Origin of the sequence: Micromonospora sp. LOL_024, from assembly GCF_048060415.1 — a bacterium.
GTDB lineage: Bacteria > Actinomycetota > Actinomycetes > Mycobacteriales > Micromonosporaceae > Micromonospora.
The window spans coordinates 1-20,760 of record NZ_JBHMIS010000021.1 but is presented as its reverse complement, the minus strand read 5'-3'; the positions used below and the strand labels follow the sequence as shown (position 1 = coordinate 20,760).

At 70.5% G+C, this 20,760-nt stretch carries 21 protein-coding genes and 1 tRNA gene; 18 read left to right on the top strand and 4 right to left on the bottom strand.

What is annotated here, in order from left to right:
• Window positions 1-13 precede the first annotated feature (13 nt).
• The 5 genes from ACFHWY_RS19945 (at window position 14) to ACFHWY_RS19925 (ending at window position 4,305) form a co-directional block, all read left to right on the top strand.
• Entirely contained in the window at window positions 14-181 is a 168-nt protein-coding gene (locus tag ACFHWY_RS19945; protein ID WP_416581737.1) for a hypothetical protein, read from the top strand.
• Entirely contained in the window at window positions 178-1,125 is a 948-nt protein-coding gene (locus ACFHWY_RS19940) for a 4-(cytidine 5'-diphospho)-2-C-methyl-D-erythritol kinase (RefSeq protein ID WP_416581736.1), read from the top strand. Before ACFHWY_RS19945 ends, ACFHWY_RS19940 begins: the two co-directional genes overlap by 4 nt.
• Window positions 1,126-1,325: 200 nt before the next feature.
• A complete protein-coding gene (locus ACFHWY_RS19935; protein ID WP_416581803.1) occupies window positions 1,326-3,134 on the top strand; it encodes an ABC-F family ATP-binding cassette domain-containing protein in 1,809 nt (602 codons plus the stop codon).
• A gap of 131 nt (window positions 3,135-3,265) precedes the next feature.
• A complete protein-coding gene (locus ACFHWY_RS19930; protein WP_416581735.1) occupies window positions 3,266-3,721 on the top strand; it encodes a DUF4383 domain-containing protein in 456 nt (151 codons plus the stop codon).
• 104 nt (window positions 3,722-3,825) lie between these two features.
• Window positions 3,826-4,305 carry a DUF4383 domain-containing protein gene (locus tag ACFHWY_RS19925; protein ID WP_416581734.1) on the top strand — a complete coding sequence of 160 codons (480 nt, stop codon included), beginning with the start codon at window positions 3,826-3,828 and terminating at the stop codon, window positions 4,303-4,305.
• A 32-nt stretch (window positions 4,306-4,337) separates the two neighbouring features.
• Here the strand turns inward: ACFHWY_RS19925 and ACFHWY_RS19920 are convergent, their stop codons facing one another.
• Both ACFHWY_RS19920 and ACFHWY_RS19915 read right to left on the bottom strand, forming a co-directional pair.
• Entirely contained in the window at window positions 4,338-5,018 is a 681-nt protein-coding gene (locus ACFHWY_RS19920) for a TetR family transcriptional regulator (RefSeq protein ID WP_416581733.1), read from the bottom strand.
• Window positions 5,019-5,125: 107 nt separating this feature from the next.
• Window positions 5,126-6,085, bottom strand: a complete 960-nt coding sequence (locus tag ACFHWY_RS19915; RefSeq protein WP_416581732.1) for an acyl-CoA desaturase — start codon at window positions 6,083-6,085, stop codon at window positions 5,126-5,128.
• A gap of 406 nt (window positions 6,086-6,491) precedes the next feature.
• Between ACFHWY_RS19915 and ACFHWY_RS19910 the strand changes: the two genes are divergently transcribed.
• From ACFHWY_RS19910 to cysN, 8 genes are all read left to right on the top strand, one after another.
• Window positions 6,492-6,562, top strand: a tRNA-Gln gene (locus tag ACFHWY_RS19910).
• A 73-nt stretch (window positions 6,563-6,635) separates the two neighbouring features.
• Window positions 6,636-8,174: a bifunctional UDP-N-acetylglucosamine diphosphorylase/glucosamine-1-phosphate N-acetyltransferase GlmU gene (glmU, locus tag ACFHWY_RS19905; RefSeq protein ID WP_416581731.1), complete on the top strand. Its 1,539-nt coding sequence runs from the start codon at window positions 6,636-6,638 to the stop codon at window positions 8,172-8,174.
• A gap of 60 nt (window positions 8,175-8,234) precedes the next feature.
• Window positions 8,235-9,215 (top strand): ribose-phosphate diphosphokinase, encoded by a 981-nt coding sequence (locus ACFHWY_RS19900; RefSeq protein WP_416581730.1) that lies wholly within the window; start codon window positions 8,235-8,237, stop codon window positions 9,213-9,215.
• Between the two features lie 354 nt (window positions 9,216-9,569).
• The gene (locus ACFHWY_RS19895; RefSeq protein ID WP_416581729.1) at window positions 9,570-10,250 is read left to right on the top strand and encodes a 50S ribosomal protein L25/general stress protein Ctc; all 681 of its coding nucleotides are present in this window, start codon (window positions 9,570-9,572) and stop codon (window positions 10,248-10,250) included.
• Between the two features lie 121 nt (window positions 10,251-10,371).
• Window positions 10,372-10,962 (top strand): aminoacyl-tRNA hydrolase, encoded by a 591-nt coding sequence (pth, locus tag ACFHWY_RS19890; protein WP_416581728.1) that lies wholly within the window; start codon window positions 10,372-10,374, stop codon window positions 10,960-10,962.
• 115 nt (window positions 10,963-11,077) lie between these two features.
• Window positions 11,078-11,911 (top strand): inositol monophosphatase family protein, encoded by an 834-nt coding sequence (locus ACFHWY_RS19885; protein ID WP_416581727.1) that lies wholly within the window; start codon window positions 11,078-11,080, stop codon window positions 11,909-11,911.
• A gap of 74 nt (window positions 11,912-11,985) precedes the next feature.
• Window positions 11,986-12,897 carry a sulfate adenylyltransferase subunit CysD gene (gene cysD / locus ACFHWY_RS19880; RefSeq protein WP_416581726.1) on the top strand — a complete coding sequence of 304 codons (912 nt, stop codon included), beginning with the start codon at window positions 11,986-11,988 and terminating at the stop codon, window positions 12,895-12,897.
• Window positions 12,897-14,180: a sulfate adenylyltransferase subunit CysN gene (gene cysN / locus ACFHWY_RS19875; protein WP_416581725.1), complete on the top strand. Its 1,284-nt coding sequence runs from the start codon at window positions 12,897-12,899 to the stop codon at window positions 14,178-14,180. The genes cysD and cysN overlap by 1 nt, the downstream gene beginning before the upstream one ends.
• 10 nt (window positions 14,181-14,190) lie before the next feature.
• Here cysN and galK read toward each other — a convergent pair whose 3' ends face one another.
• Window positions 14,191-15,360, bottom strand: a complete 1,170-nt coding sequence (gene galK, locus ACFHWY_RS19870) for a galactokinase (RefSeq protein ID WP_416581724.1) — start codon at window positions 15,358-15,360, stop codon at window positions 14,191-14,193.
• On the bottom strand, window positions 15,357-16,340 hold the full coding sequence (gene galE, locus ACFHWY_RS19865; protein WP_416581723.1) for a UDP-glucose 4-epimerase GalE: 984 nt from the start codon (window positions 16,338-16,340) through the stop codon (window positions 15,357-15,359). The genes galK and galE overlap by 4 nt, the downstream gene beginning before the upstream one ends.
• A gap of 172 nt (window positions 16,341-16,512) precedes the next feature.
• Between galE and ACFHWY_RS19860 the strand changes: the two genes are divergently transcribed.
• The 5 genes from ACFHWY_RS19860 (at window position 16,513) to ACFHWY_RS19840 (ending at window position 20,668) form a co-directional block, all read left to right on the top strand.
• The gene (locus ACFHWY_RS19860) at window positions 16,513-17,508 is read left to right on the top strand and encodes a hemolysin family protein (RefSeq protein ID WP_416581722.1); all 996 of its coding nucleotides are present in this window, start codon (window positions 16,513-16,515) and stop codon (window positions 17,506-17,508) included.
• Between the two features lie 33 nt (window positions 17,509-17,541).
• A complete protein-coding gene (gene trpS, locus ACFHWY_RS19855; protein ID WP_416581721.1) occupies window positions 17,542-18,567 on the top strand; it encodes a tryptophan--tRNA ligase in 1,026 nt (341 codons plus the stop codon).
• A 36-nt stretch (window positions 18,568-18,603) separates the two neighbouring features.
• Entirely contained in the window at window positions 18,604-19,173 is a 570-nt protein-coding gene (locus tag ACFHWY_RS19850; protein WP_416581720.1) for a 2'-5' RNA ligase family protein, read from the top strand.
• Between the two features lie 78 nt (window positions 19,174-19,251).
• Complete coding sequence (locus tag ACFHWY_RS19845) at window positions 19,252-20,175, top strand: YhjD/YihY/BrkB family envelope integrity protein (RefSeq protein ID WP_416581719.1); 924 nt, start codon at window positions 19,252-19,254, stop codon at window positions 20,173-20,175.
• A 55-nt stretch (window positions 20,176-20,230) separates the two neighbouring features.
• Window positions 20,231-20,668, top strand: coding sequence for a hypothetical protein (locus ACFHWY_RS19840; protein ID WP_416581718.1), 438 nt, complete (start codon window positions 20,231-20,233; stop codon window positions 20,666-20,668).
• The last annotated feature ends 92 nt before the right edge of the window (window positions 20,669-20,760 follow it).

The following is a 20,760-nucleotide window of genomic DNA, read 5'->3' as shown; positions in this document are numbered from 1 at the left end:
AGGAGGTGTACGAGTGACCGCCCAGCCGATCGAGCCCGACGCCGAGCAGGTGGGTTTCGTCGAGGGCGTCTCGCGGGGCACCTGGCGTCGGGACCGGTTCGAGCCCGCCGACTCCGCCGAGGAGCTGATCGTGACCAAGCCGTTCGACGTGCGGTTGCCCGCCCGGGACACCACCCCGTGACCGAGGCCTGGCGACCGGATGACGACGAGCCGCGCGGAGCCAGCGGTCCGGTCCGGGTACGGGTGCCGGCGAAGGTCAACCTGCACCTGGGGGTCGGCCCGCTGCGCCGGGACGGCTACCACGAGCTGAACACCGTCTACCACGCGATCTCGATCTACGACGAGCTGACCGCGCGGCGGGGCGACACGCTCACCCTCACCATGGAGGGCGAGGGCGCCGGAGAACTCGCCCTCGACGACTCGAACCTGGCCATCCGGGCCGCCCACGCCCTCGCCGGATATGCCGGCGTCATGCCGCACGCCCGGCTGCACCTGCGCAAGCAGATTCCGCTCGCCGGTGGGCTCGCCGGCGGCAGCGCCGACGCCGCCGCCGCCCTGGTCGCCTGCGACGCGCTCTGGGGTACCGGCCTGTCCCGCGACGAACTCGCCGGCATCGCCGTCGATCTCGGCTCGGACGTGCCGTTCCTGATCTACGGCGGCACTGCGCTGGGCACCGGCCGGGGCGAAGCGGTCAGCCCCGTCCTGGCCCGCCCCACCTCCTGGCACTGGGTGTTGGCCTTCGCCAACGGCGGGCTCTCCACGCCGGAGGCGTATCGAGAACTCGACCGGCTCCGCGAGGCCGGTGCGGCCGGTGCGCCGCTCGGCAGCACCGACCGGCTGCTCGCCGCGCTGCGGCAGCGCGACCCCCGGGTGCTCGCTGCCAGCCTCGGCAACGACCTACAGGACGCCGCGCTGGCCATGCGCCCGTCGCTGGCTGCCACCCTCAAGGCCGGCGAGGCGGCCGGAGCGCTGGCCGGCGTCGTCTCCGGCTCCGGACCGACCTGCGTCTTCCTCACCGCCGACGCCGCCGACGCCGAGCGCGTCGCGGCGGAACTGGAGGCCGCCGACGTCTGCCGACACGCGCGCACCGCGTACGGCCCGGTGCACGGCGCCCGCGTCACCTGACCGGCGGGCGGTGGTCCGAACCGTTCGCCGAACTGGTGGTTGCGGAGCGCGGCGAACACCGCCGTGCCGAAGTAAATCACGGCCGGCGCCCTCGTGGCGGCCGGGCGGCGCGGGTACGCCAACCCGCCGCGTACCCTGGAATGCCAGGCGTCCAGGTGCCCGCCGGCACCCGGGACGCCTTGATCATGGAAGGTGGGTTCGTGGCCAACATCGTCAACCTGGACCGGGTGTCCAAGGGCTACGGCGCGGCCGGGCAACTGCTCACCGACGTCTCGCTCGGTCTCGACGACTCCGACCGGATCGGCGTCGTCGGGCTCAACGGCGCCGGCAAGTCCACCCTGCTGCGGCTGCTCACCCGCATCGAGGAACCCGACGACGGCCGCGTCACCCACCGCCGCGACCTGCGGGTCGCCTGGCTGCCACAGAACCTCACCCTCAGTCCTGACGTCACCGTCCGGGACGTCGTGCTCGGGACCGTCTGGCTCGCCGAGAGTATGGGCGCCGAACACGAATGGGCCGGCGACTCCGGCGTACGCGCCATCCTCGACGGACTCGGCATGCCCCACCTCGGCCTCGACACCCAGGTCGGGCCGATGTCCGGCGGCGAACGCCGCCGGGTGGCGCTGGCCGCCCTACTGGTCCGCGAAGCCGACCTGCTCATCCTCGACGAGCCCACCAACCATCTCGACGTCGGCGGCGTCGACTGGCTGGCCCGGCACCTGCTCGGCCGCAAGGGCGCCCTGGTCGTGGTCACCCACGACCGGTGGTTCCTCGACGCCGTCTGCACCACCACCTGGGAGGTCGCCGGCCAGGCCGTCCACGCCTACGAGGGTGGCTACGCCGCCTGGATCCTCACCCGCGCCGAACGGGAACGGGTCGCCGCCGCCACCGAGGCCCGCCGGCAGAACCTGCTCCGCAAGGAGATCGCCTGGCTGCGCCGCGGCCCACCGGCCCGCACCTCCAAGCCGAAGTTCCGCATTGACGCGGCCAACGCGCTCATCGCCGACGTGCCACCGGCGCGCGACACCATGTCCCTGCAACGGCTGGCCACCGCCCGGCTCGGCAAGCAGGTGTACGACCTGGAGGGCGTCCGGCTGCACGCCGGTCCCAAGATGATCCTCGACGACACCACCTGGCAGGTCGGCCCCGGCGACCGGGTCGCCATCCTCGGCGCCAACGGCGCCGGCAAGACGACCCTGCTGCGGATGCTCGCCGGTGCCATCCACCCCGGCAGCGGTCGGCTGATCACCGGCTCCACCGTCCGCCCCGCGTTCCTCTCCCAGGAACTCACCGAACTCCCCAGCGAGCTGCGCGTCCTCGAAGCCGTCGAGGAGATCGCCCGGCGGGTCCGCCTCGGTGACCGGGAGATCTCCGCCGCCCAGTTGGCCGAGGTGTTCGGCTTCGACGACCGGCGCCTGTGGACACCGGTCGTCGACCTCTCCGGAGGTGAACGCCGCCGGTTGCAGATGCTGCGCCTGCTCGCCGGCGAGCCGAACGTGCTGCTGCTGGACGAGCCCACCAACGACCTCGACACCGACACCCTGGCCGCCCTGGAGGACCTGCTCGACTCCTGGCCCGGCACGATCGTGGTGGCCAGCCACGACCGCTACCTCATCGAGCGGGTGACCGACGCGGCGTACGGGCTGTTCGGCGACGGTCGGTTGGTGCACCTGCCCGGCGGTGTCGAGGAGTACCTCGCCCGTACCGCCGACCGTCCCGGACCCGGCCGGAACGTCTCGCCCACCGCCAGGGACAACGGCCAGTCGGACGGTAGCGGCGGGATGAGCGCCGCCGAGGCCCGGCAGGCCCGTAAGGAACTGGCGCGCCTGGAGCGGCAGGTCGGCAAGCTGGAGCAGAAGGAGGCCGGTCTGCTCGACCAGCTGGCTACCAACGCCACCGACTACACCAGGGTCGCCGAGCTGGATGCCCAGCTCAACCTGGTCCGCGCCGAACGGGAGCAGGTCGAGGAGACCTGGCTTGCGCTGGCCGACGAGATCCCGGCCGGCTGAACTGGTAGCGCCGATCGGCTGCCGGCGCGGCAACGACCGGCGTTCGCCCAGGGACCCCACGTGCGGCGTCACACCGTAGGGTGCGGAAGAATCGCCCAAGACCCTCACCCAACGGCGTTGGAGACACAGCCATGGCCCACACCCCCGTCAACCACCCCGCGCGGCCGATCTACCGGGCGATCGGCGGGCTGTCCGGTCTGTACCTGGTGGCCTTTGGAGCGATCGGCCTAATCGCCAGCACCGGCGACCCCCTCTTCGGCAGGGGTGAGGCGCAGCTCCTCGGCCAGGGCACCAACCTCGGCTTCTCGCTGTTCAGCATCGTGGCCGGGGCGCTCGTGCTGGTCGGCACGGCCATCGGCCGCAACCTCGACGTGCTGATCAACCAGTGGATGGCGTACCTGATCATGGTGGTCAGCCTGGCCGGGCTCGCCTTCATCCGGACGGAGGCGAACATCTTCAACCTGAGCGTCGCCACAGTCGTCGTCCTGATGGTGCTCAGCCTGGTGCTGCTGATGGCCGGCATGTACGGCAAGGTCGGCACCGACGAGGAGCGGGAGAGCTGGGAGAAGGCCCGCCTCGTGCTCTGAGGGTCAGGCTTGATCCCGGGGCGGTCGGGCTCCGGTGAAACCTGTCGTGGACGGTGGCAAATAGGGAACAATGTGCTTATTGTCGTCGTTGGCGTGGAGGAGTCATGCCGCACTTGCCGGTGAACCATCCCGCGCGACCGATCTACCGAGCGCTGTCCGCTCTGATCGGGCTCTACATCCTGGTCTTCGGCGTTTGGGGCACCGCCCTCACCTGGGGTGAACCGCTCTTCGGCCGGGGCAGCAACTGGGCCCTCGGGCTCCGTACCAACCTGGCGTTCTCGCTGGTCTCCATCGTCTTCGGGAGCGTGCTCATGGTGAGCGCGTCCCGGCGCAACAACCTCGGCCACTACATGAATCTCACCGCCGGGGTGGTCTTCCTGGCCACCAGCATCCTGATGATGTCGGTGCTCCAGACCGACGGCAACTTCTTGAACTTCTCGATGTCGACCGTGGTCGTCTCGATGCTCTTCGGCCTGATCCTGCTCGGTACCGGCCTCTACGACAAGGTTGGCCCGCCCGAGGACGCCGAGGCTGAACGGAACCGCCGCAACCACCCGGTCGCCGAGATCCACCGTCGCGGCTGACCGGGACGATCGGCGCCGGTCCGCCCCAGCGGTCAACGTTCGCGGGTGGTGATCAGCCCCGGGTTGGCCTCCAGATTCGACAGCCCGTTCCAGGACAGGTTCACCAGATGCGCGGCCACCATCTCCTTGCGTGGCTTGCGCACCTCCAGCCACCAGCGGCCGGTCAACGCCACCATGCCCACCAGCGCCTGCGCGTACAACTCGGCGAGCTTCGAGTCGTATCCCCGGCTGGAGAACTCCGCGCCGAGGATGTGCTCCACCTGATGCGCGACGTCATTCATCACGCTGCTGAAGTTGCCGGTCGCGGAGAGCACCGGCGACTCCCGCACCAGCACCCGGAACCCGCTCGTCTCCTCCTCGATGTAGCTGAGCAGGGCCAGCGCGGCCTGCTCCAGCAACTCTCTCGGATCGCCCGCCGTCAGCGCCGTGGTGATCCGGTCCAGCAGGGAGCGGACCTCCCGGTCCACCACCACCGCGTAGAGCCCTTCCTTGCCCCCGAAGTGCTCGTAGATCACCGGCTTGGACACCTTCGCGCGGGACGCCACCTCCTCGATCGAGGTGGCGTCGAAGCCGCGCTCGGCGAAGATCTGCCGTCCAATGGAGATCAACTGCTCGCGGCGCTGAGCCGCCGACATGCGTACCCGGGAGGCCGCCTTGGCGGGTGCCGTCGGCCGCCGGTGCTTGGCACCCTCGTCGCCTGGGGCCTCAGCCATCTCGTCACCTCGCCGGCGCTCGGTGACGCCCTGTAGTGGGATGCTGCCTGCGTTCTGCCCGGTCACCCGGACATACTGTCAGGTAACTTGCCGGCGCGACGCCCGATCTAGGCGGCCACCTGGTCCGCGGGCTTCGCCAGCTTCGCCGTGATCCGCTCCGGCTTCGGCCATCGGACGTCCCACGCCGCGCCCACCCTCTCGAACAGCCAGATCACCCGGGCCGAGATGTCGATCTGACCCCGCAGGACGCCGTGCCGCGCGCTCGTCGGGTCGGCATGGTGCAGGTTGTGCCAGCTCTCCCCGAAGGAGATCAGCGCCAACGGCCAGAAGTTGGCCGCCCGGTCGCCGTGGCGCATCATGAACGGTCGTTCCCCGTACACGTGGCACACCGAGTTGATCGACCAGGTGACATGGTGCAGCAGTGAGATGCGGACCAGACCCGCCCAGAACAACGCGGTCAGCGCGCCCTGCCAGGACCAGGTCAGCAGTCCACCCATCAGCGCCGGACCGAGCACCGACACGATCACCACCACCGGGAACAGCCGGTCCATCCGCCTGATGTCCCGGTCGGCCAGCAGGTCCGGTGCGAAGCGCTCCCGGTTCGACAACTCGCGCCCGAACAGCCAGCCGATGTGCGCGTGGAACAGCCCTTTGGTCAGGCCGCGCAGGGTGGCGCCGAACCGCCACGGCGAGTGTGGGTCACCCTCCAGGTCGGAGAACGCGTGGTGGCGACGGTGGTCGGCCACCCATTGGATGATCTCGCCCTGCACGGCGAGCGAGCCGGAGGCGGCCATCGCGATGCGGAGCCAGCGCTTGGCCTTGAAGGAGCCGTGGGTGAAGTAGCGGTGGTACCCGACCGTGATGCCCAACCCCGACACGACGTACCAGAAGGCCGCGACGCCCACGTCGACCCAGCTGAGCCAGCCGCCCCACGCCACCGGGACAGCGGCGACCAGCGCCGCGAACGGGATCACCACGAAGGACCACAGCGCGATCAGGATGCCCCGCGACTGGGTGCCCTGGGTGAGCGGCTTCGGGCCGGTCGGGTCGAGCAGGGTAGTGGACATGGGCACCTCGCATGGGACGGTGGTGAACGCGAAACTACGCCTACGTCACCGTAACTTACGGCGCCGGTAGATCACATCGGCAACGACACGGGCAGATGCCCGATGCTGTCGTACGGTCGTGCCGACCTGCGCCTTCGGCTGACCTCGATGCCGCCGAGGTGCCCCGGCCGCGTACCGAGGAGATTCTCACGGGCTGGCGAGATCCGCGCCCGCACCGGCCTCGACCGCGACCCGGCTCAGGAGCGGGAACGCCGCCGTGTCGGAGCACTGCGTGTTGGTGGGGCGGCGCTCTGCCGGACCGAGGGCACCGAGGGGATCATGAAGGGGATGAGCGGTGGTGCCGCGGCAGCGGGGCGCTAAGGTGTAGGAGTTCCGACTGGCAGTGACTTTTGTGCATTTTAGGCTGTCCCGGGTCGTCTAATGGCAGGACGTCAGGTTTTGGTCCTGATTATAGGGGTTCGAATCCTCTCCCGGGAGCTTCCGCTGATCCGCGGCTGATGTCTGGTTAGCATGGCCGCGAGACTGTCCGCGTTCCGACGGGAGCCACGTCGTGTCCGAGCCCCACTCCCGCACCGTCGTCGTGCTTGCCGCCGGTGAGGGCAAGCGGATGAAATCATCGCTGCCCAAGGTGTTGCATCCGCTGCTCGGCCGGACGCTAGTCGGCCACGTGCTGAACGCCGCCGGCCCGCTGGCCGCGGTGCGCACCCTGGTGGTGGTGGGGCACGGCGCGGACCAGGTTCGCGACCACCTGGCCTGGACCGCGCCGGAGGCGATCGCGGTCCACCAGGCCGAGCAGCTCGGTACCGGCCACGCGGTGCGGATCGCGTTGGAGGCCGCTCCCGAGGTGACGGGCACCGTGGTGGTGCTCAACGGCGACGTGCCGCTGCTGCGGCCGGAGACTGTCGCCGAGCTGGTCGCCTCGCACGAGAACGAGGGTGCGGCGGCGACCGTGCTGGCGGCCGAGGTGCCGGACCCGACCGGGCTCGGGCGCATCGTTCGCGACGGCGCGGGCCGTCTCGAACAGATCGTCGAGCAGCGTGACGCCACGCCCGACCAGCTCGCCTTGCGGGAGATCAACGCAGGTATCTACGCCTTCGACGCGGCCCGGCTGCGGGACGTGCTCAGCAAGGTCTCCACCGACAACGACCAGGGCGAGGAGTACCTCACCGACGTCTTCAAGATGCTGGTCTCCGCCGGCGAGCCGGTGGGGGTACATCTGGCCGGCGACCACACCGAGACGCTCGGCTGCAATGACCGGGTGGAGTTGGCGGCGCTGCGGCGGCTGCTGCGCGATCGGGTCAACGAGCGCTGGATGCGCGCCGGGGTGAGTCTGCGCGACCCGGAGACAACCTGGATCGACGTGACGGTGGCCCTGGACCGGGACGCGGTGGTCGACCAGAACACCCAGTTGTGTGGCGGCTCGGTGGTCGGCAGCGGCGCCGTGGTCGGGCCCGACGTCACCCTGATCGACACGGTGGTCGGGCCGGGCGCGACCATCCTGCGCAGCCACGCGGTCGGCGCCGAGGTCGGACCGGGTGCCAGCGTCGGACCGTACGCGTACTTGAGGCCGGCCGCGCGGCTGGCGGAGCGGTCGAAGGTCGGCACCTTCGTCGAGGTGAAGAACTCGGAGATCGGTGCCGGCTCGAAGGTGCCACACCTGACGTACGTGGGTGACGCGACGATCGGCGAGCAGAGCAACATCGGTGCGGCGTCGGTGTTCGTGAACTACGACGGTGTGAAGAAGCACCGCACAGTGATCGGCAGCCATGCCCGGACCGGCGCGGACAACATGTTCGTCGCGCCGGTGGAGGTGGGTGACGGGGCCTACACCGCGGCCGGCTCGGTGATCATCGAGAACGTGCCGGCGGGCGCGATGGGGGTGGCTCGGGCGCGGCAGCGCAACATCGAGGGCTGGGTGCTGGAGCGGCGGGCCGGCACCGCCGCCGCCGAGGCGGCCGAGCAGGCCCTGCGGGGCGGCACGAAGGATGCGCCGGCCCCGACCTCGTCCGCAAGCGAAGGTGAGGCAATCCACGGCACCGCCGCGTCGGTGGGCGGTACGCACGGCGCGGGAGATACTGCAACCGAATAGTCCCTGGCCGACCACCACCATGGCCGGGTACCACCGACCTAAACGGGAGCAGACGGGCCCATGGGCAGTATCGTCGCCGAAAACCGCAAAAGCCTGATGCTCTTCTCCGGACGTGGCTTTCCGGAGCTGGCCACAGAGATCGGTGAGGTCCTCGGCGTCGCGCCGACACCGACCGACGCGTACGAGTTCGCCAACGGCGAGATCTTCGTACGGTTTAAGGACTCGGTGCGTGGTTCGGACGCCTTCGTGGTGCAGTCGATCACGCACGGGGTGAACACCTGGGTCATGGAGACCCTGATCATGATCGACGCGTTGAAGCGCGGTTCGGCCAAGCGGATCACTGTGGTCTTGCCGTTCTATCCGTACTCCCGCCAGGACAAGAAGCACCGCGGCCGGGAGCCGATCTCGGCGCGGCTGGTCGCCGACCTGATGAAGTCGGCGGGAGCGAACCGGATCCTCACCGTGGACCTGCACACCGCGCAGATCCAGGGTTTCTTCGACGGCCCGGTGGATCACCTCTTCGCGATGGACATCCTGGCCGAGTACGTGGAGCGCAAGTACGCGGGCCGGCCGATGACGGTGGTCGCGCCGGACTCGGGTCGGGTACGGGTGGCCGAGCGGTGGACCGACCGGTTGGGTGGCTGCCCGTTGGCCTTCATCCACAAGACCCGGGATCCGTCCAAGCCGAACCAGGTGGTGGCGAACCGGGTGGTCGGTGAGGTCGAGGGTCGGGTCTGCCTGGTCGTCGACGACATGATCGACACGGGTGGCACGATCAGCAAGGCGGCGGACATCCTCAAGGAGTCGGGGGCGGCGGACGTGATCGTGGCGTCCACTCACGCGCTACTCTCCGACCCGGCGACGGAGCGGTTGAAGAACAGCCCGATCAGCGAGGTGGTGGTGACCAACACGCTTCCGTTGCCGCCGGAGAAACAGCTCGACAAGATCACCGTGTTGTCGATCGCGCCGCTGCTGGCGCGGGCGATCCGTGAGGTGTTCGACGACGGCTCGGTGACGACGCTCTTCGGCGGACTGAGCTGAGCGAGGCGGGCTGAGTTGGGCGTCGTGGGCTGAGTCGGGGCGCGGTTCGTCGTGGGTGGCCTGGTGTCGGGCGGGTCGGCCGGTGCGGTCGGCCCGTCCGGCTGCCGCGTTGTGACGGTCGTCCCGAGCGGTTTCCCTGGCATCCGGGGACTGCCGGATGCCAGGGAAACCGCTCGGGTAGACTGGTGCGGTTGCCACGGCGAGGGTGCCCTGCGGGCCGCTGAGAAGCGCCGCACGGATGCACCGTGATCGACGCGGTGCTCCGGGCAGTCTTTGACGCATGAGCCCCTGCGAGCCCCCCGCCCAGCACCGCCAGACGACAAGCTGCCGCAGCGAAGCATCAGGAGTTTCCCCGTGTCCGAGGTAAAGATCAGCGCCGAGCCCCGCACCGAGTTCGGCAAGGGTGGTGCCCGCCGTACCCGCCGGGCCGGCAAGGTGCCCGCCGTGCTTTACGGCCATGGCGAGAAGCCCAAGCACATCGCACTGCCAGCCCTCGAGTTCGCGGCCGCGATCCGCAAGGGCGGCGCGAACCAGCTTTTCGCGATCGACGTCAGCGACGGCACCCAGGCGCTGGCGCTGCCCAAGGCGATCCAGCGTGACCCGATCAAGGACACGTTCGAGCACGTCGACCTGTTGCTGGTGCGCCGGGGCGAGAAGGTCACCATCGAAGTGCCGGTCCAGCTGACCGGTGATGCCGCGAGGAACACCCTGATCGTGCACGACCACGACGCCCTCGCGGTGACCGCCGACGCCACCAGGGTGCCGGATCACCTGGAGGCGTCGATCGAGGGCGCCGAGCCGGGTGCGCAGATCACTGCGGCCGACGTCGAGTTGCCCGTCGGCGTCGAGCTGGCCGTCGACCCGCAGCTGATGATCGCCAGCGTCACCGCCGCGCCGACCGCCGAGCAGCTCGAGGCCACGATGCCCGAGGTCGAGCAGGCCACCGAGGAGGCCGAGGCCGGTACCAGCGAGATCACCGAGGCGCCGGCCGCCGACGATGTCGAGGCGGCCACCGAGGCCCGCAGCGAGGCCTGATCGTTTCGCGGTTCAGTGTGCGGCAGGCGTCCCCGGTCTTTCGGGGGCGCCTGCCGGCGTATCGGCGGATCGTCGACGCCGGGGCTCCGGTGAGCGTCGGCGGCAAGGGGAGGGGCGGGGCGTGACGGACGATTCCGGGCCGTGGCTGGTGGCCGGCCTGGGCAACCCGGGCCGGGAGTACGCGGGCAACCGGCACAACGTCGGGTTCCTGGTCGTCGACCTGCTGGTCGGTCGGCTGGGCGGGAGGTTCGGCCGGCACAAGCGGGCGGTGGCGGAGGTCGCCGAGGGGCGGCTCGGCCTGGGTGGGCCCAAGCTGGTGCTGGTCAAGCCGTTGACGTACATGAATCTTTCCGGCGGACCGGTGGTCAGCCTGGCCCAGTTCTACAAGGTGCCGCCGGAGCGGGTGATCGCGGTGCACGACGAGTTGGATGTCGGCTACGGTCAGCTGCGGATCAAGTGCGGCGGTGGTGAGGGCGGTCACAACGGCCTGCGGTCGTTGTCGAAGTCGTTGGGTACGAAGGACTACGTGCGGGTGCGGTTCGGCATCGGCCGACCGCCGGGACGGCAGGACCCGGCGGACTACGTGCTGTCGGACTTCGCCCAGGTGGAGCGCAAGGAGCTGGACTTCCTGGTGGACCGGGCGGCGGACGTGGTGGAGTCCGTGGTCGCCCGGGGCGTGGAGCCGACGCAGAATCTCTACCACGCGAGCTGAGGACGGGCCGTGGCGGCCGCGCTCGGTGGCGGCCGGTAGTGTGCGGGTTCGGCGGCCGGGCGGGGGTCGGCCGCTCTGCGTACGCCGGATCGTGGCGAGCGACGGGAGCGGGAGCATGAGCGGTCCACCGATGATCGACGGCGCGTTCGCGCGGTGGTTGGCGTCGCAGGCCGGTGCGGCACTGGTGAGTCTGCGGGCGGAGATGGGGTTCGCGGACGCCGGTGGGCTGAAGGCGGCGGGAGACAAGATCTCACATGACCTGATCCGGTCGGAGTTGGCCAGGTGGCGTCCAGGCGACGGGGTGCTCTCCGAGGAGGACGAGGGTTCCCGGCTGGCGTGGGCGGCCGAGGTGAACTTTGCCAGCGTCTCCCGGCTGACCGCCGACCGGGTCTGGATCATCGACCCGCTGGACGGTACGCGGGAGTTCAGCGAGCAGGGGCGTGCGGACTGGGCGGTGCATGTGGCGCTCTGGGCGCGGAACGCGTCGGCGCCGCACGGCTTGGTCGCCGGTGCGGTCGGGCTGCCGGCCCAGCATCGGGTGCTTGGCACGGACCTTCCGCCGGCCTATCCGCCGATGACGCCGGAGGCGGCGACCATGGGTGGCGCCCGCCAGATGCGGTTGGCGGCCAGCCGGAGCCGGCCGCCAGTGTTCCTGACCGACCTCGCCGAGGAGGTCGGGGCGCACCTGGTGCCGATGGGCTCGGCCGGGGCGAAGATCGCCGCGGTGGTGACCGGAGAGGTGGATGCCTACATCCACGCCGGCGGGCAGTACGAGTGGGATTCGGCGGCCCCGGTGGCTGTGGCGACGGCCACCGGACTGCATGCTTCCCGGATCGACGGTTCTGCGCTGAAATACAACGGGGCGGATCCACGCCTGCCCGATCTGTTGGTGTGCCGTAAGGATCTCGCCAGCCGGTTACTTGCAGCGCTGCACCGGCATTGCGGGTAGCCTGGCGCTACTTCCTGACATCCCCGACCGGAAAGGTCTGGAAAGCGGATGAGTGAGCGAATCGAGTCCGGGTCATGACCGCCAGCGCGGCCTACCAGGTCACTCACCTCGACGCGCTGGAGGCGGAGAGCGTCTTCGTGATGCGCGAGGTCGTCGCCGAGATGGAGCGGCCGGTGCTGCTCTTCTCCGGCGGCAAGGACTCGATCGTCATGCTCCGGCTGGCGCAGAAGGCTTTCGCGCCGGCACAGGTGCCCTTCCCGGTGATGCACGTCGACACCGGCCACAACTTCCCCGAGGTGCTCGACTACCGCGATCGGCGAGTCGCCGAGCTGGGTCTGCACCTGGTGGTGGCCAGCGTGCCGGAGGCCCTGACCAGTGGGCTGGTCCGCGAGTCGGCTGACGGGATGCGCAACCGGATCCAGACTCCGGTGCTGCTCGAGGCGGTGGAGAAGCACCGTTTCAACGCGCTCTTCGGTGGGGCCCGGCGGGACGAGGAGAAGGCACGGGCCAAGGAGCGGATGTTCAGCTTCCGAGACGAGTTCGGCCAGTGGGATCCGAAGAACCAGCGGCCGGAGCTGTGGGCGCTCTACAACGGCCGGCACCACCCGGGCGAGTCGATCCGGGTCTTCCCGCTGTCCAACTGGACCGAGCTGGATGTGTGGCACTACATCGCCCGGGAGCGGATCGAGCTGCCGGCGATCTATTACGCGCACGAGCGTGAGGTGGTCGAGCGCGACGGGATGCTCTACGCGGTCAACGACTTCCTGCCGGCGCGGGCGGGCGAGGAGCGGTTCAAGGCGCGGGTGCGGTATCGCACGGTGGGCGACGCCTCGTGCACGGCGGCGGTCAGCTCCGACGCGGACACGGTCGAGAAGGTCATCGAGGAGGTCGCCGCGACCCGGATCACCGAGCGTGGGGCAACCCGGGGTGACGACCGGGTCAGCGAGGCCGCGATGGAGGATCGCAAGCGGGAAGGCTATTTCTGATGACCACCACCGAGGTCCAGGCCCGGCCGATGGACCTGCTCCGTTTCGCCACTGCGGGCAGTGTGGACGACGGCAAGTCGACCCTCATCGGCCGGCTCCTCTACGACACGAAGTCGCTGTTCACCGACCAGTTGGCCGCGGTGGAGGCGGTCAGCGCGGCACGCGGCGACGAGTACACGAACCTGGCGCTGCTCACCGACGGTCTGCGGGCTGAGCGGGAGCAGGGCATCACGATCGACGTGGCGTACCGCTACTTCGCCACGCCCCGTCGCAAGTTCATCATCGCCGACACTCCGGGGCACATCCAGTACACCCGGAACATGGTGACCGGGGCCTCCACCGCGGACCTGGCTCTGATCCTGGTGGACGCCCGCAAAGGGTTGGTCGAGCAGTCCCGCCGGCACGCCTTCCTCTGCTCGCTGCTGCGGGTGCCGCACCTGGTTCTCTGCGTCAACAAGATGGATCTGGTCGACTTCTCCCAGGAGGTCTTCGAGCGGATCGCCGACGAGTTCACGGCGTTCGCCGCGAAGCTGGACGTCCCGGATCTCACGGTGGTGCCCGTCTCGGCCCTGAAGGGCGACAACATCGTCTCCCGTTCGGAGAACATGCCCTGGTACGAGGGCCCGGCGTTGCTGCACCACCTGGAGCGGGTGCACATCGCCAGCGACCGTAACCTGGTCGACGTCCGTTTCCCGGTGCAGTACGTGATCCGGCCGCAGTCGAGGGTGGTCACCGACTACCGGGGCTATGCCGGTCAGGTCGCCTCGGGTGTGCTCAAGCCGGGTGACGAGGTGATGGTGCTGCCGTCGGGCTTCACCAGCCGGATCGCCGCCGTGGAGACCGCCGACGGCCCGGTGGCGGAGGCGTTCCCGCCGATGTCGGTGACGGTACGCCTGGAAGACGAGATCGACATTTCGCGGGGCGACTTGATCTGCCGGCCGAACAACGCCCCGGCGGTCGCGCAGGACATCGAGGCGATGGTCTGCTGGATGGACGAGACCCGCCCATTGCGGGTGGGCGGCAAGTACGCGATCAAGCACACCACCCGCTCGGCGCGGGCCATCGTCCGGGGCCTGCACTACCGCCTCGACATCAACTCCCTGCACCGCGACGACTCGGCGGCCGAGTTGCGTCTCAACGAGATCGGCCGGGTCCGGTTGCGGACCACCGTTCCGTTGTTGGCCGACGAGTATCGCCGTAACCGCACCACGGGTGGTTTCATCATCATCGACGAGGCCACCAACCGCACGGTCGCCGCCGGCATGATCGTCGAAACCACCTGACCTTTCCCCGCTAGTTGAGCCGGGTGGTGCCGGTGGAGGGGGTCACGGTGCGGGGGGTGGGGGCGGTGAGGCCTCGGGCGGCGTACGCGCTGGTGACCGCGGCGGCCACCCGGTCGGCGTCGGCAGTCTCCACCAGCGCGAGTACGCAGCCGCCGAAGCCCCCGCCGGTCATCCGGGCGCCGAGCGCTCCGGCTGTCAGCGCCGCCTCGACGGCGGTGTCCACCTCGGGCACGGTGATGGCGAAGTCGTCGCGCATGGAGGCGTGCGAGGCGGTGAGCAGCCCGCCGATGTGGCGGATCCGTCCGCCGCGGAGCAGCGCGACGGTGTCCAGCACCCGCTGGTCCTCGGTGACCACGTGCCGGACCAGGCGGCGGGTCTCGTCGTCGGGCAGCCGGGCCAGCGCGGTGTCGAGCTCGCCGGCGGGCACGTCCCGCAGCGCGGGCACGCCGAGCAGCGCCGCGGCCCTCTCGCAGCCGGCCCGGCGGGCCGCGTACTCGCCGTCGACGTGCCGGTGGGGGGCGTGGCTGTCGATCACGAGTATCGCGAGACCGGCGCGGATCAGGTCGAACGGAACATGCTCCACCTGTTCGCTGCGGCAGTCGAGGAAGAGTGCGTGCCCGGCGCGGCAGCGGATCGTCGCCGACTGGTCCATGATGCCGGTGGGCGCACCGACGTAGTGGTTCTCGGCCCGCTGGGCGAGCCGGGGCTGGTCCTCGGTGGGCAGACTCAGGCCGCCGAGGTCGACCAGCGCGGTGAGGACGGCGGCCTCCAGGGCGGCGGAGGAGGACAGCCCGGCGCCGAGCGGCACGTCGGAGGCGATGGCCAGCCGGGCCCCAGGTACCTGGTGGCCGGCTTCGCGCAGCGCCCACACCACGCCCGCCACGTATGCTCCCCAGCCGGTGACCCGGCCGGGGGCGGCCACCTCGTCGGCGCCGAAGCCGACGGTCTCGCCGGTCAGCTCGGACCAGACGGTCCAGGTGTCGTCCGCCTGGGGTGCGGCGGCGGCCACGGTACGCAGCGGAAGCGCGAACGGCAGCACGAAGCCGTCGTTGTAGTCGGTGTGCTCGCCGATCAGGTTGACCCGGCCGGGAGCCGCCCAGCGGCCGGCAGGTGCTTCGCCGTACACCGTCTGGAAGCCGGTGCTGGCGCGTCGGGTGACGTCGGGGCGGTGGTCGGTCACCGGCCGTGCACCGACCGCGTGCGGTGGAACGCCCAGGCGTCGGTGACCATGTCGTGCAGGGTGGGCTTGCGGGGTTGCCAACCCAACTCGGCGCGGGCCAGCGCCGATGAGGCGACCAGTTCGGCCGGGTCGCCCTCACGGCGGGGCGCCACCTCGACCGGTACCGGATGGCCGGTGACCTCGCGGACGACCTCGACCACCTGACGGTTGGTGAAGCCGTTGCCGTTGCCGAGGTTGTAGACGCGGTGCTGCCCGGCCCATGCCGCGTCGAGGGCGAGCAGGTGGGCGCGGGCCAGGTCGGCGACGTGGATGTAGTCGCGGACGCAGGTGCCGTCGCTGGTGGGGTAGTCGTCGCCGAAGAGTTGTAGCTTCTCCCGTCGTCCGGCGGCGACCTCCAGCGCGATCGGGATGAGGTGGGTCTCGGGGTCGTGTCGCTCGCCGAGGGCGATGTCGCCGTCGAGGTGAGCTCCGGCGACGTTGAAGTAGCGCAGTGAGACGGCGGCCAGGCCGTGTCCGGCCGCCTCGGAGGTGAGCGCCATGTCGACGGCGAGCTTGGTCGCGCCGTACGTGTTGGTGGGCGCCTTGGCGGCGGTCTCCGGGATGGGCAGTTCGGTGGGGTTGCCGTAGACGGCGGCGGTGGAGGAGAAGACCATCCGTGGCACGCCGGCGGCCCGCACCGCGTCGAGCAGCGCCAGCGAGCCGACGGTGTTGTTGTGCCAGTACCTCTCCGGGGTGACCATCGACTCGCCGGCGGCGATCAGCGCGGCGAAGTGCAGCACGCCGTCGAAGCCGGCCTGCGGGGTGAGCACGCTCGCCGCATCGTGGATGCCGGCCTCGACGTGGACGGCGTCGGGGGCGAGCGCTTCCCGGTGGCCGGTGCGCAGGTCGTCGAGGACGACCACCTCGTGTCCGGCGTTGAGCAGCATCCGGGTCGCCACGCTGCCGACGAAGCCGGCACCGCCGGTGACGAGCAGTTTCACGTCGGTATTCCTCCTATCTGGGCCCGTCTGGTCGGTGCCTCGCGCTGATCACCCTACGGAAGGCCGGCGATGCCCACGCCGTCCCCACGGCTGGTCCATTTGACCATGAACAATCAGTTTCGAACAGAGTCGAACACTGACGGGCTGCCTGCCGCTGGTTACCATCAATGCCATGCGGGCAGCGCGTCAGCGCGTACGCCGGCGGCGCGGCCACGAACGGCCCCGCCGCCAACCCGGCCCGCTGGCCAGAGCGATCGCCCGGGTTGTCGTCCGGGCCGCCGACGGCACTCTGCGGCTCGTCACCGAGCTGCTCGGAGCCGGCCCGGCCGCCGGCCGCGAGCGGATCAGCGAAGCGGAACTGCGGGACCTCGTCGCCGCCAACACGGTGCTCGACCCGGTGGGTCGCCGCATCATCGACGAGGTGCTGGTGGCGGGCGCGCGACTGGTCCGTGAGGTGATGATGCCCCGCACCGAGGTGGTCTTCCTCTCCGCCGCGTCGACCGTCGCCCAGGCGGAACCCATGGTCCGGGCCGGCCCACACACCCGCTACCCGGTGGTGGACGGCACCCACGACGACGTGGTCGGCGTCGTACACGTGCGCGACCTGCTGCTGGGACCGGACCGGGCACCGGGCACCACGGTCGGCCAGTTGGCCCGTGAGGTCATGCGCCTGCCGGCCAGCAAACGGGTGCTGCCCGCGCTGACCGAGATGCGGCGGGAGGGGCACCACCTGGCTGTGGTGGTCGACGAGTACGGCGGCACCGCCGGCATCGTCACCTGCGAGGACCTGGTCGAGGAGCTGGTTGGGAAGATCCACGACGAGCACGCCGACGCGGCCGAACCCGCGCTGGCCGGGCTGCCGGCCGTGGTGCAGGGGCGGCTCAACCTCGCCGACTTCACCGACCGCACCGGGGTGCCGCTGCCCGGCGGGCCATACGAGACGGTGGGTGGTTTCGTGATGGCGGCGTTGGGGCGGCTGCCGGCGCCGGGCGACGAGATCGCGGTGCCGGCCGAGGCCGGCCGCCCGGACGGTGGCTGGCTGCTGCGGGTGCTGACCCTGGAGGGGCGGCGGGTGGCCCGGCTCGCGGTCACCGCCGCCCGGCTGCCCGAGCAGCGACGAGAGGCCGTCGCCGGCATCGAGCGGGCCCGACCCGTCGGCCCGTCATGACGTGCGCCGGGTGTTGCTGACAGAATTGCCGGCATGTCCGACGTTCCCGTCCGCCCCCGCGTACTCTCCGGCATCCAGCCAACGGCCGACTCGTTCCATCTCGGCAACTACCTCGGCGCGGTGCGGCACTGGGTGGCGTTGCAGGAGTCGCACGACGCGTTCTACTGCGTGGTCGACCTGCACGCCATCACCGCGGGACACGACCCCAAGGTGCTGCACCAGCGCTCCCGGGTGGCCGCCGCGCAGTTGCTCGCGGTCGGGTTGGACCCGGAGCGCTGCACCCTGTTCGTCCAGTCGCAGGTGCCCGAGCACGCGCAGCTTGCCTGGCTGCTGGGCTGCATCACCGGCTTCGGCGAGGCCAGCCGGATGACCCAGTTCAAGGACAAGTCGCAGCGGCAGGGCAATGAGCGGGCCAGCGTCGGCCTGTTCACGTACCCGATCCTGCAGGCCGCCGACATCCTGCTCTACCAGGCCAACGCCGTACCGGTGGGCGAGGACCAGCGCCAGCACCTGGAGCTCTCCCGCGACCTGGCGCAGCGGTTCAACTCGTTGTTCGGCGGGACCTTCACGGTCCCGGCGCCGCACATCGTCAAGGCCACCGCGAAGATCACCGACCTGCAGGACCCGACCGCCAAGATGTCGAAGTCGTCCTCGTCGCCGGCGGGCATCGTCGACCTGCTCGACGATCCGGCCCGCTCGGCCAAGAAGATCCGTTCGGCGGTGACCGACACCGGCCGGGAGATCGTCTTCGACGAGCAGACCAAGCCGGGGATCTCCAACCTGCTCACCATCTTCTCGGCACTGAGCGGACGTGGCGTCGACGACCTGGTCGCCGGGTACGCAGGCAAGGGCTACGGCGATCTGAAGAAGGACCTGGCCGAGGCGGTCCGGGAATTCGTCACTCCGATCCAGCAGCGCACCCGTGCGCACCTCGACGATCCCGCCCAGCTGGACAAGCTCCTCGCTGCCGGGGCGGAGAAGGCTCGCGCGGCGGCGACGCCGACGCTGCGTACCGCGTACGAACGGGTGGGGTTCTTCCCGCCGGTAGGCGGCCGGTGATCGTCCGCGCGAGGGCGGCGGGGCGGGCGGGGATCGATGGCCGGAGGGGTGGCGCGGAGGGTGGATCAGGGGTACGGATCGTCGACGACCGGCGACACCGTCCAGATCGGCATCGCGGTGGACATCCCGGAGCCGTGGGGCAGTGTGCTGACCCGGCGGCGCCTGGAGGCCGGTGACCCGAACGCGGTGCAGGCGCACGTCACCCTGCTGGGGCCGACCGAGATCCCGGTGGCCGCGCTGCCCGCGGTGGAGCGGCACCTCGCCCAGGTCGCTGCCGCTCACCTGCCGTTCACCCTGCACCTGCGGGGTACCGGCACCTTCCGGCCGGTCACCCAGGTGGTCTTCGTCGCGGTGGCCGCCGGGATCAGCGAGTGCGAACTGCTGGCCGCCGCGATCAACGCCGCCCCACAACTGCGCCGGGAACTGCACTTTCCCTACCATCCACATGTAACGGTGGCGCAGGACGTCTCGCCGGAGGGGCTCGACCGGGCGTACGAGGACCTGGCCGACTTCTCCGCGATGTTCGAGGTCGAGTGTTTCACCCTCTTCTCGCACAGCGGGCAGACGCGGTGGCAGCCGCGCCGAGACTTCCGGCTGGGTGGTTGACCCGTCCGGTGGCGGCCGTCCGGTTGGGTAACCGACGGGTTCCGGGCGCGCCGATCAAAGGTCGGCGAGGATGACGACGTGAAGCTTCTGGGGCGGGTGGAGGCGGCCATCGACAGCCGGTTGGTCGCCGCGCGTCGCCGATCCCCGGTCTTCGCGCACCTGTGGCGCGCCGGGGTGCTCTACACCGATCTACAGGGCGGCCGGCTCGCCGCCGCGATCGCCTACTACGGCTTCTTCGCGGCCTTCGCCCTGGCCCTGGTCGGGTACGCGATCTTTGGCGCGATCCTGGAGGACGACGACGAACTGCGCGGTGCGGCGGAGGAGTTCCTCGGGGAGAACCTGCCGTTCCTGGACCCCGCGCAGGTCGCCGACAGCAGCGGTACCGCCGGACTGGTCGGCCTGCTCATCCTGGTGCTGACCGGGATCGGCTGGGTGGAGGCGATCCGCTCCTCGCAACGGTTGATCCACGGCTTCGACCAGCACCCCGGCAACCTGATCCTCCGGCGTCTGGTCGATCTCGGCGTGCTGCTCGTGGTCTTCGTGCTCCTCGGTGTGTCGGTGGCGGCGGTGGACGCGCTGGAGTCGCTGCTGCGGTTCCTGCTGCGCAGCACCGGCTCGGTCGGACTGACCACGGTCAGCGCCCTGCTCAGCGTGCTGGTCAACGCGGTGCTGGCCACGCTGCTGCTGGTCGCGGTACCCCGGCTGCGGATGAGTCGGGCTCGGCTGCGTCCGGTGGTGCTGTTCGTCGCCATCGGCATCACCCTGATCAATACCGTCGGCCGGTTCTGGGTGGGGCGCATCGAGCACAATCCGGCGTACACGGTGGTGGCCACGGCCGTGGGCCTGCTGGTCTACCTCTATCTGCTGAACCAACTGGTGCTCTTCGGGGCCGCGTTGGCCGCGACCAGCAGACGTGGGCAGGTGGTGGACCTGGCCGGCGGCGACGGGCCGGGCGACCCTGATCCACTCAGCGATCCCGGTACCCCGGGCGGTGCCGGCTGAGTGGGAACGGGCCGAACCGGCCCCCGCCCCCTTCTGTAGCGACGATGATGGGCCGGTGGGGGCTCTCGTGACGTTGGATCTGCCGAGCGACTCGCCGCTGCGCGACCTGCCGTGGATCATCACCTTCGGTCCGCTCTCCGACGCGGACGAGTGGGAGCCGGTCGTCTGTGGCCCGTACGAGCGGCCGCACGCGCTGGCGCTGGCCGAGGCGGTGGTCGCGGCCGAGCAGCTGATGGCGGTGGTCGAACCGCTGGTGCCCGCGGTGTCGGTGGAGCAGATCCGGGGTGAGCTCGCCGCCGCGCAAGGTGCCGCGCAGGACGAGGGCGTCCGGGTGGACCAGGCCGACCTCTACGGCGACTACGAGGACACCGTCGACGAGGAAGAGGATCTGGTGGCCGAGTACGACCACGGGACCGGCCCGTTGCCGGCACCGGACGTGGCCGAGCTGCGTGCCGGTTTCGCCCGGATCGCGACCCAGCTGACCGGCACCTGACGTACCCACGGTGACCGGCGCCCGGGGGTCGCCCGTGGCGCCAGCGGCCGGTGGCAGCGATCTGGTGACGGCATTGCTCGCCACCGAGCTTT

Excerpts from the sequence above, each read along its gene's own strand:
- cysN (WP_416581725.1), top strand. The coding sequence starts at position 12,897 with ATGACCACCACCGAGGTCCAGGCCCGGCCGATGGACCTGCTCCGTTTC.
- ACFHWY_RS19920 (WP_416581733.1), bottom strand. The coding sequence starts at position 5,018 with ATGGCTGAGGCCCCAGGCGACGAGGGTGCCAAGCACCGGCGGCCGACG.
- ACFHWY_RS19850 (WP_416581720.1), top strand. The coding sequence starts at position 18,604 with ATGGCCGGAGGGGTGGCGCGGAGGGTGGATCAGGGGTACGGATCGTCG.
- ACFHWY_RS19885 (WP_416581727.1), top strand. The coding sequence starts at position 11,078 with ATGAGCGGTCCACCGATGATCGACGGCGCGTTCGCGCGGTGGTTGGCG.
- ACFHWY_RS19915 (WP_416581732.1), bottom strand. The coding sequence starts at position 6,085 with ATGTCCACTACCCTGCTCGACCCGACCGGCCCGAAGCCGCTCACCCAG.
- ACFHWY_RS19930 (WP_416581735.1), top strand. The coding sequence starts at position 3,266 with ATGGCCCACACCCCCGTCAACCACCCCGCGCGGCCGATCTACCGGGCG.
- ACFHWY_RS19925 (WP_416581734.1), top strand. The coding sequence starts at position 3,826 with ATGCCGCACTTGCCGGTGAACCATCCCGCGCGACCGATCTACCGAGCG.
- ACFHWY_RS19900 (WP_416581730.1), top strand. The coding sequence starts at position 8,235 with ATGGGCAGTATCGTCGCCGAAAACCGCAAAAGCCTGATGCTCTTCTCC.
- trpS (WP_416581721.1), top strand. The coding sequence starts at position 17,542 with ATGTCCGACGTTCCCGTCCGCCCCCGCGTACTCTCCGGCATCCAGCCA.
- cysD (WP_416581726.1), top strand. The coding sequence starts at position 11,986 with ATGACCGCCAGCGCGGCCTACCAGGTCACTCACCTCGACGCGCTGGAG.
- ACFHWY_RS19860 (WP_416581722.1), top strand. The coding sequence starts at position 16,513 with ATGCGGGCAGCGCGTCAGCGCGTACGCCGGCGGCGCGGCCACGAACGG.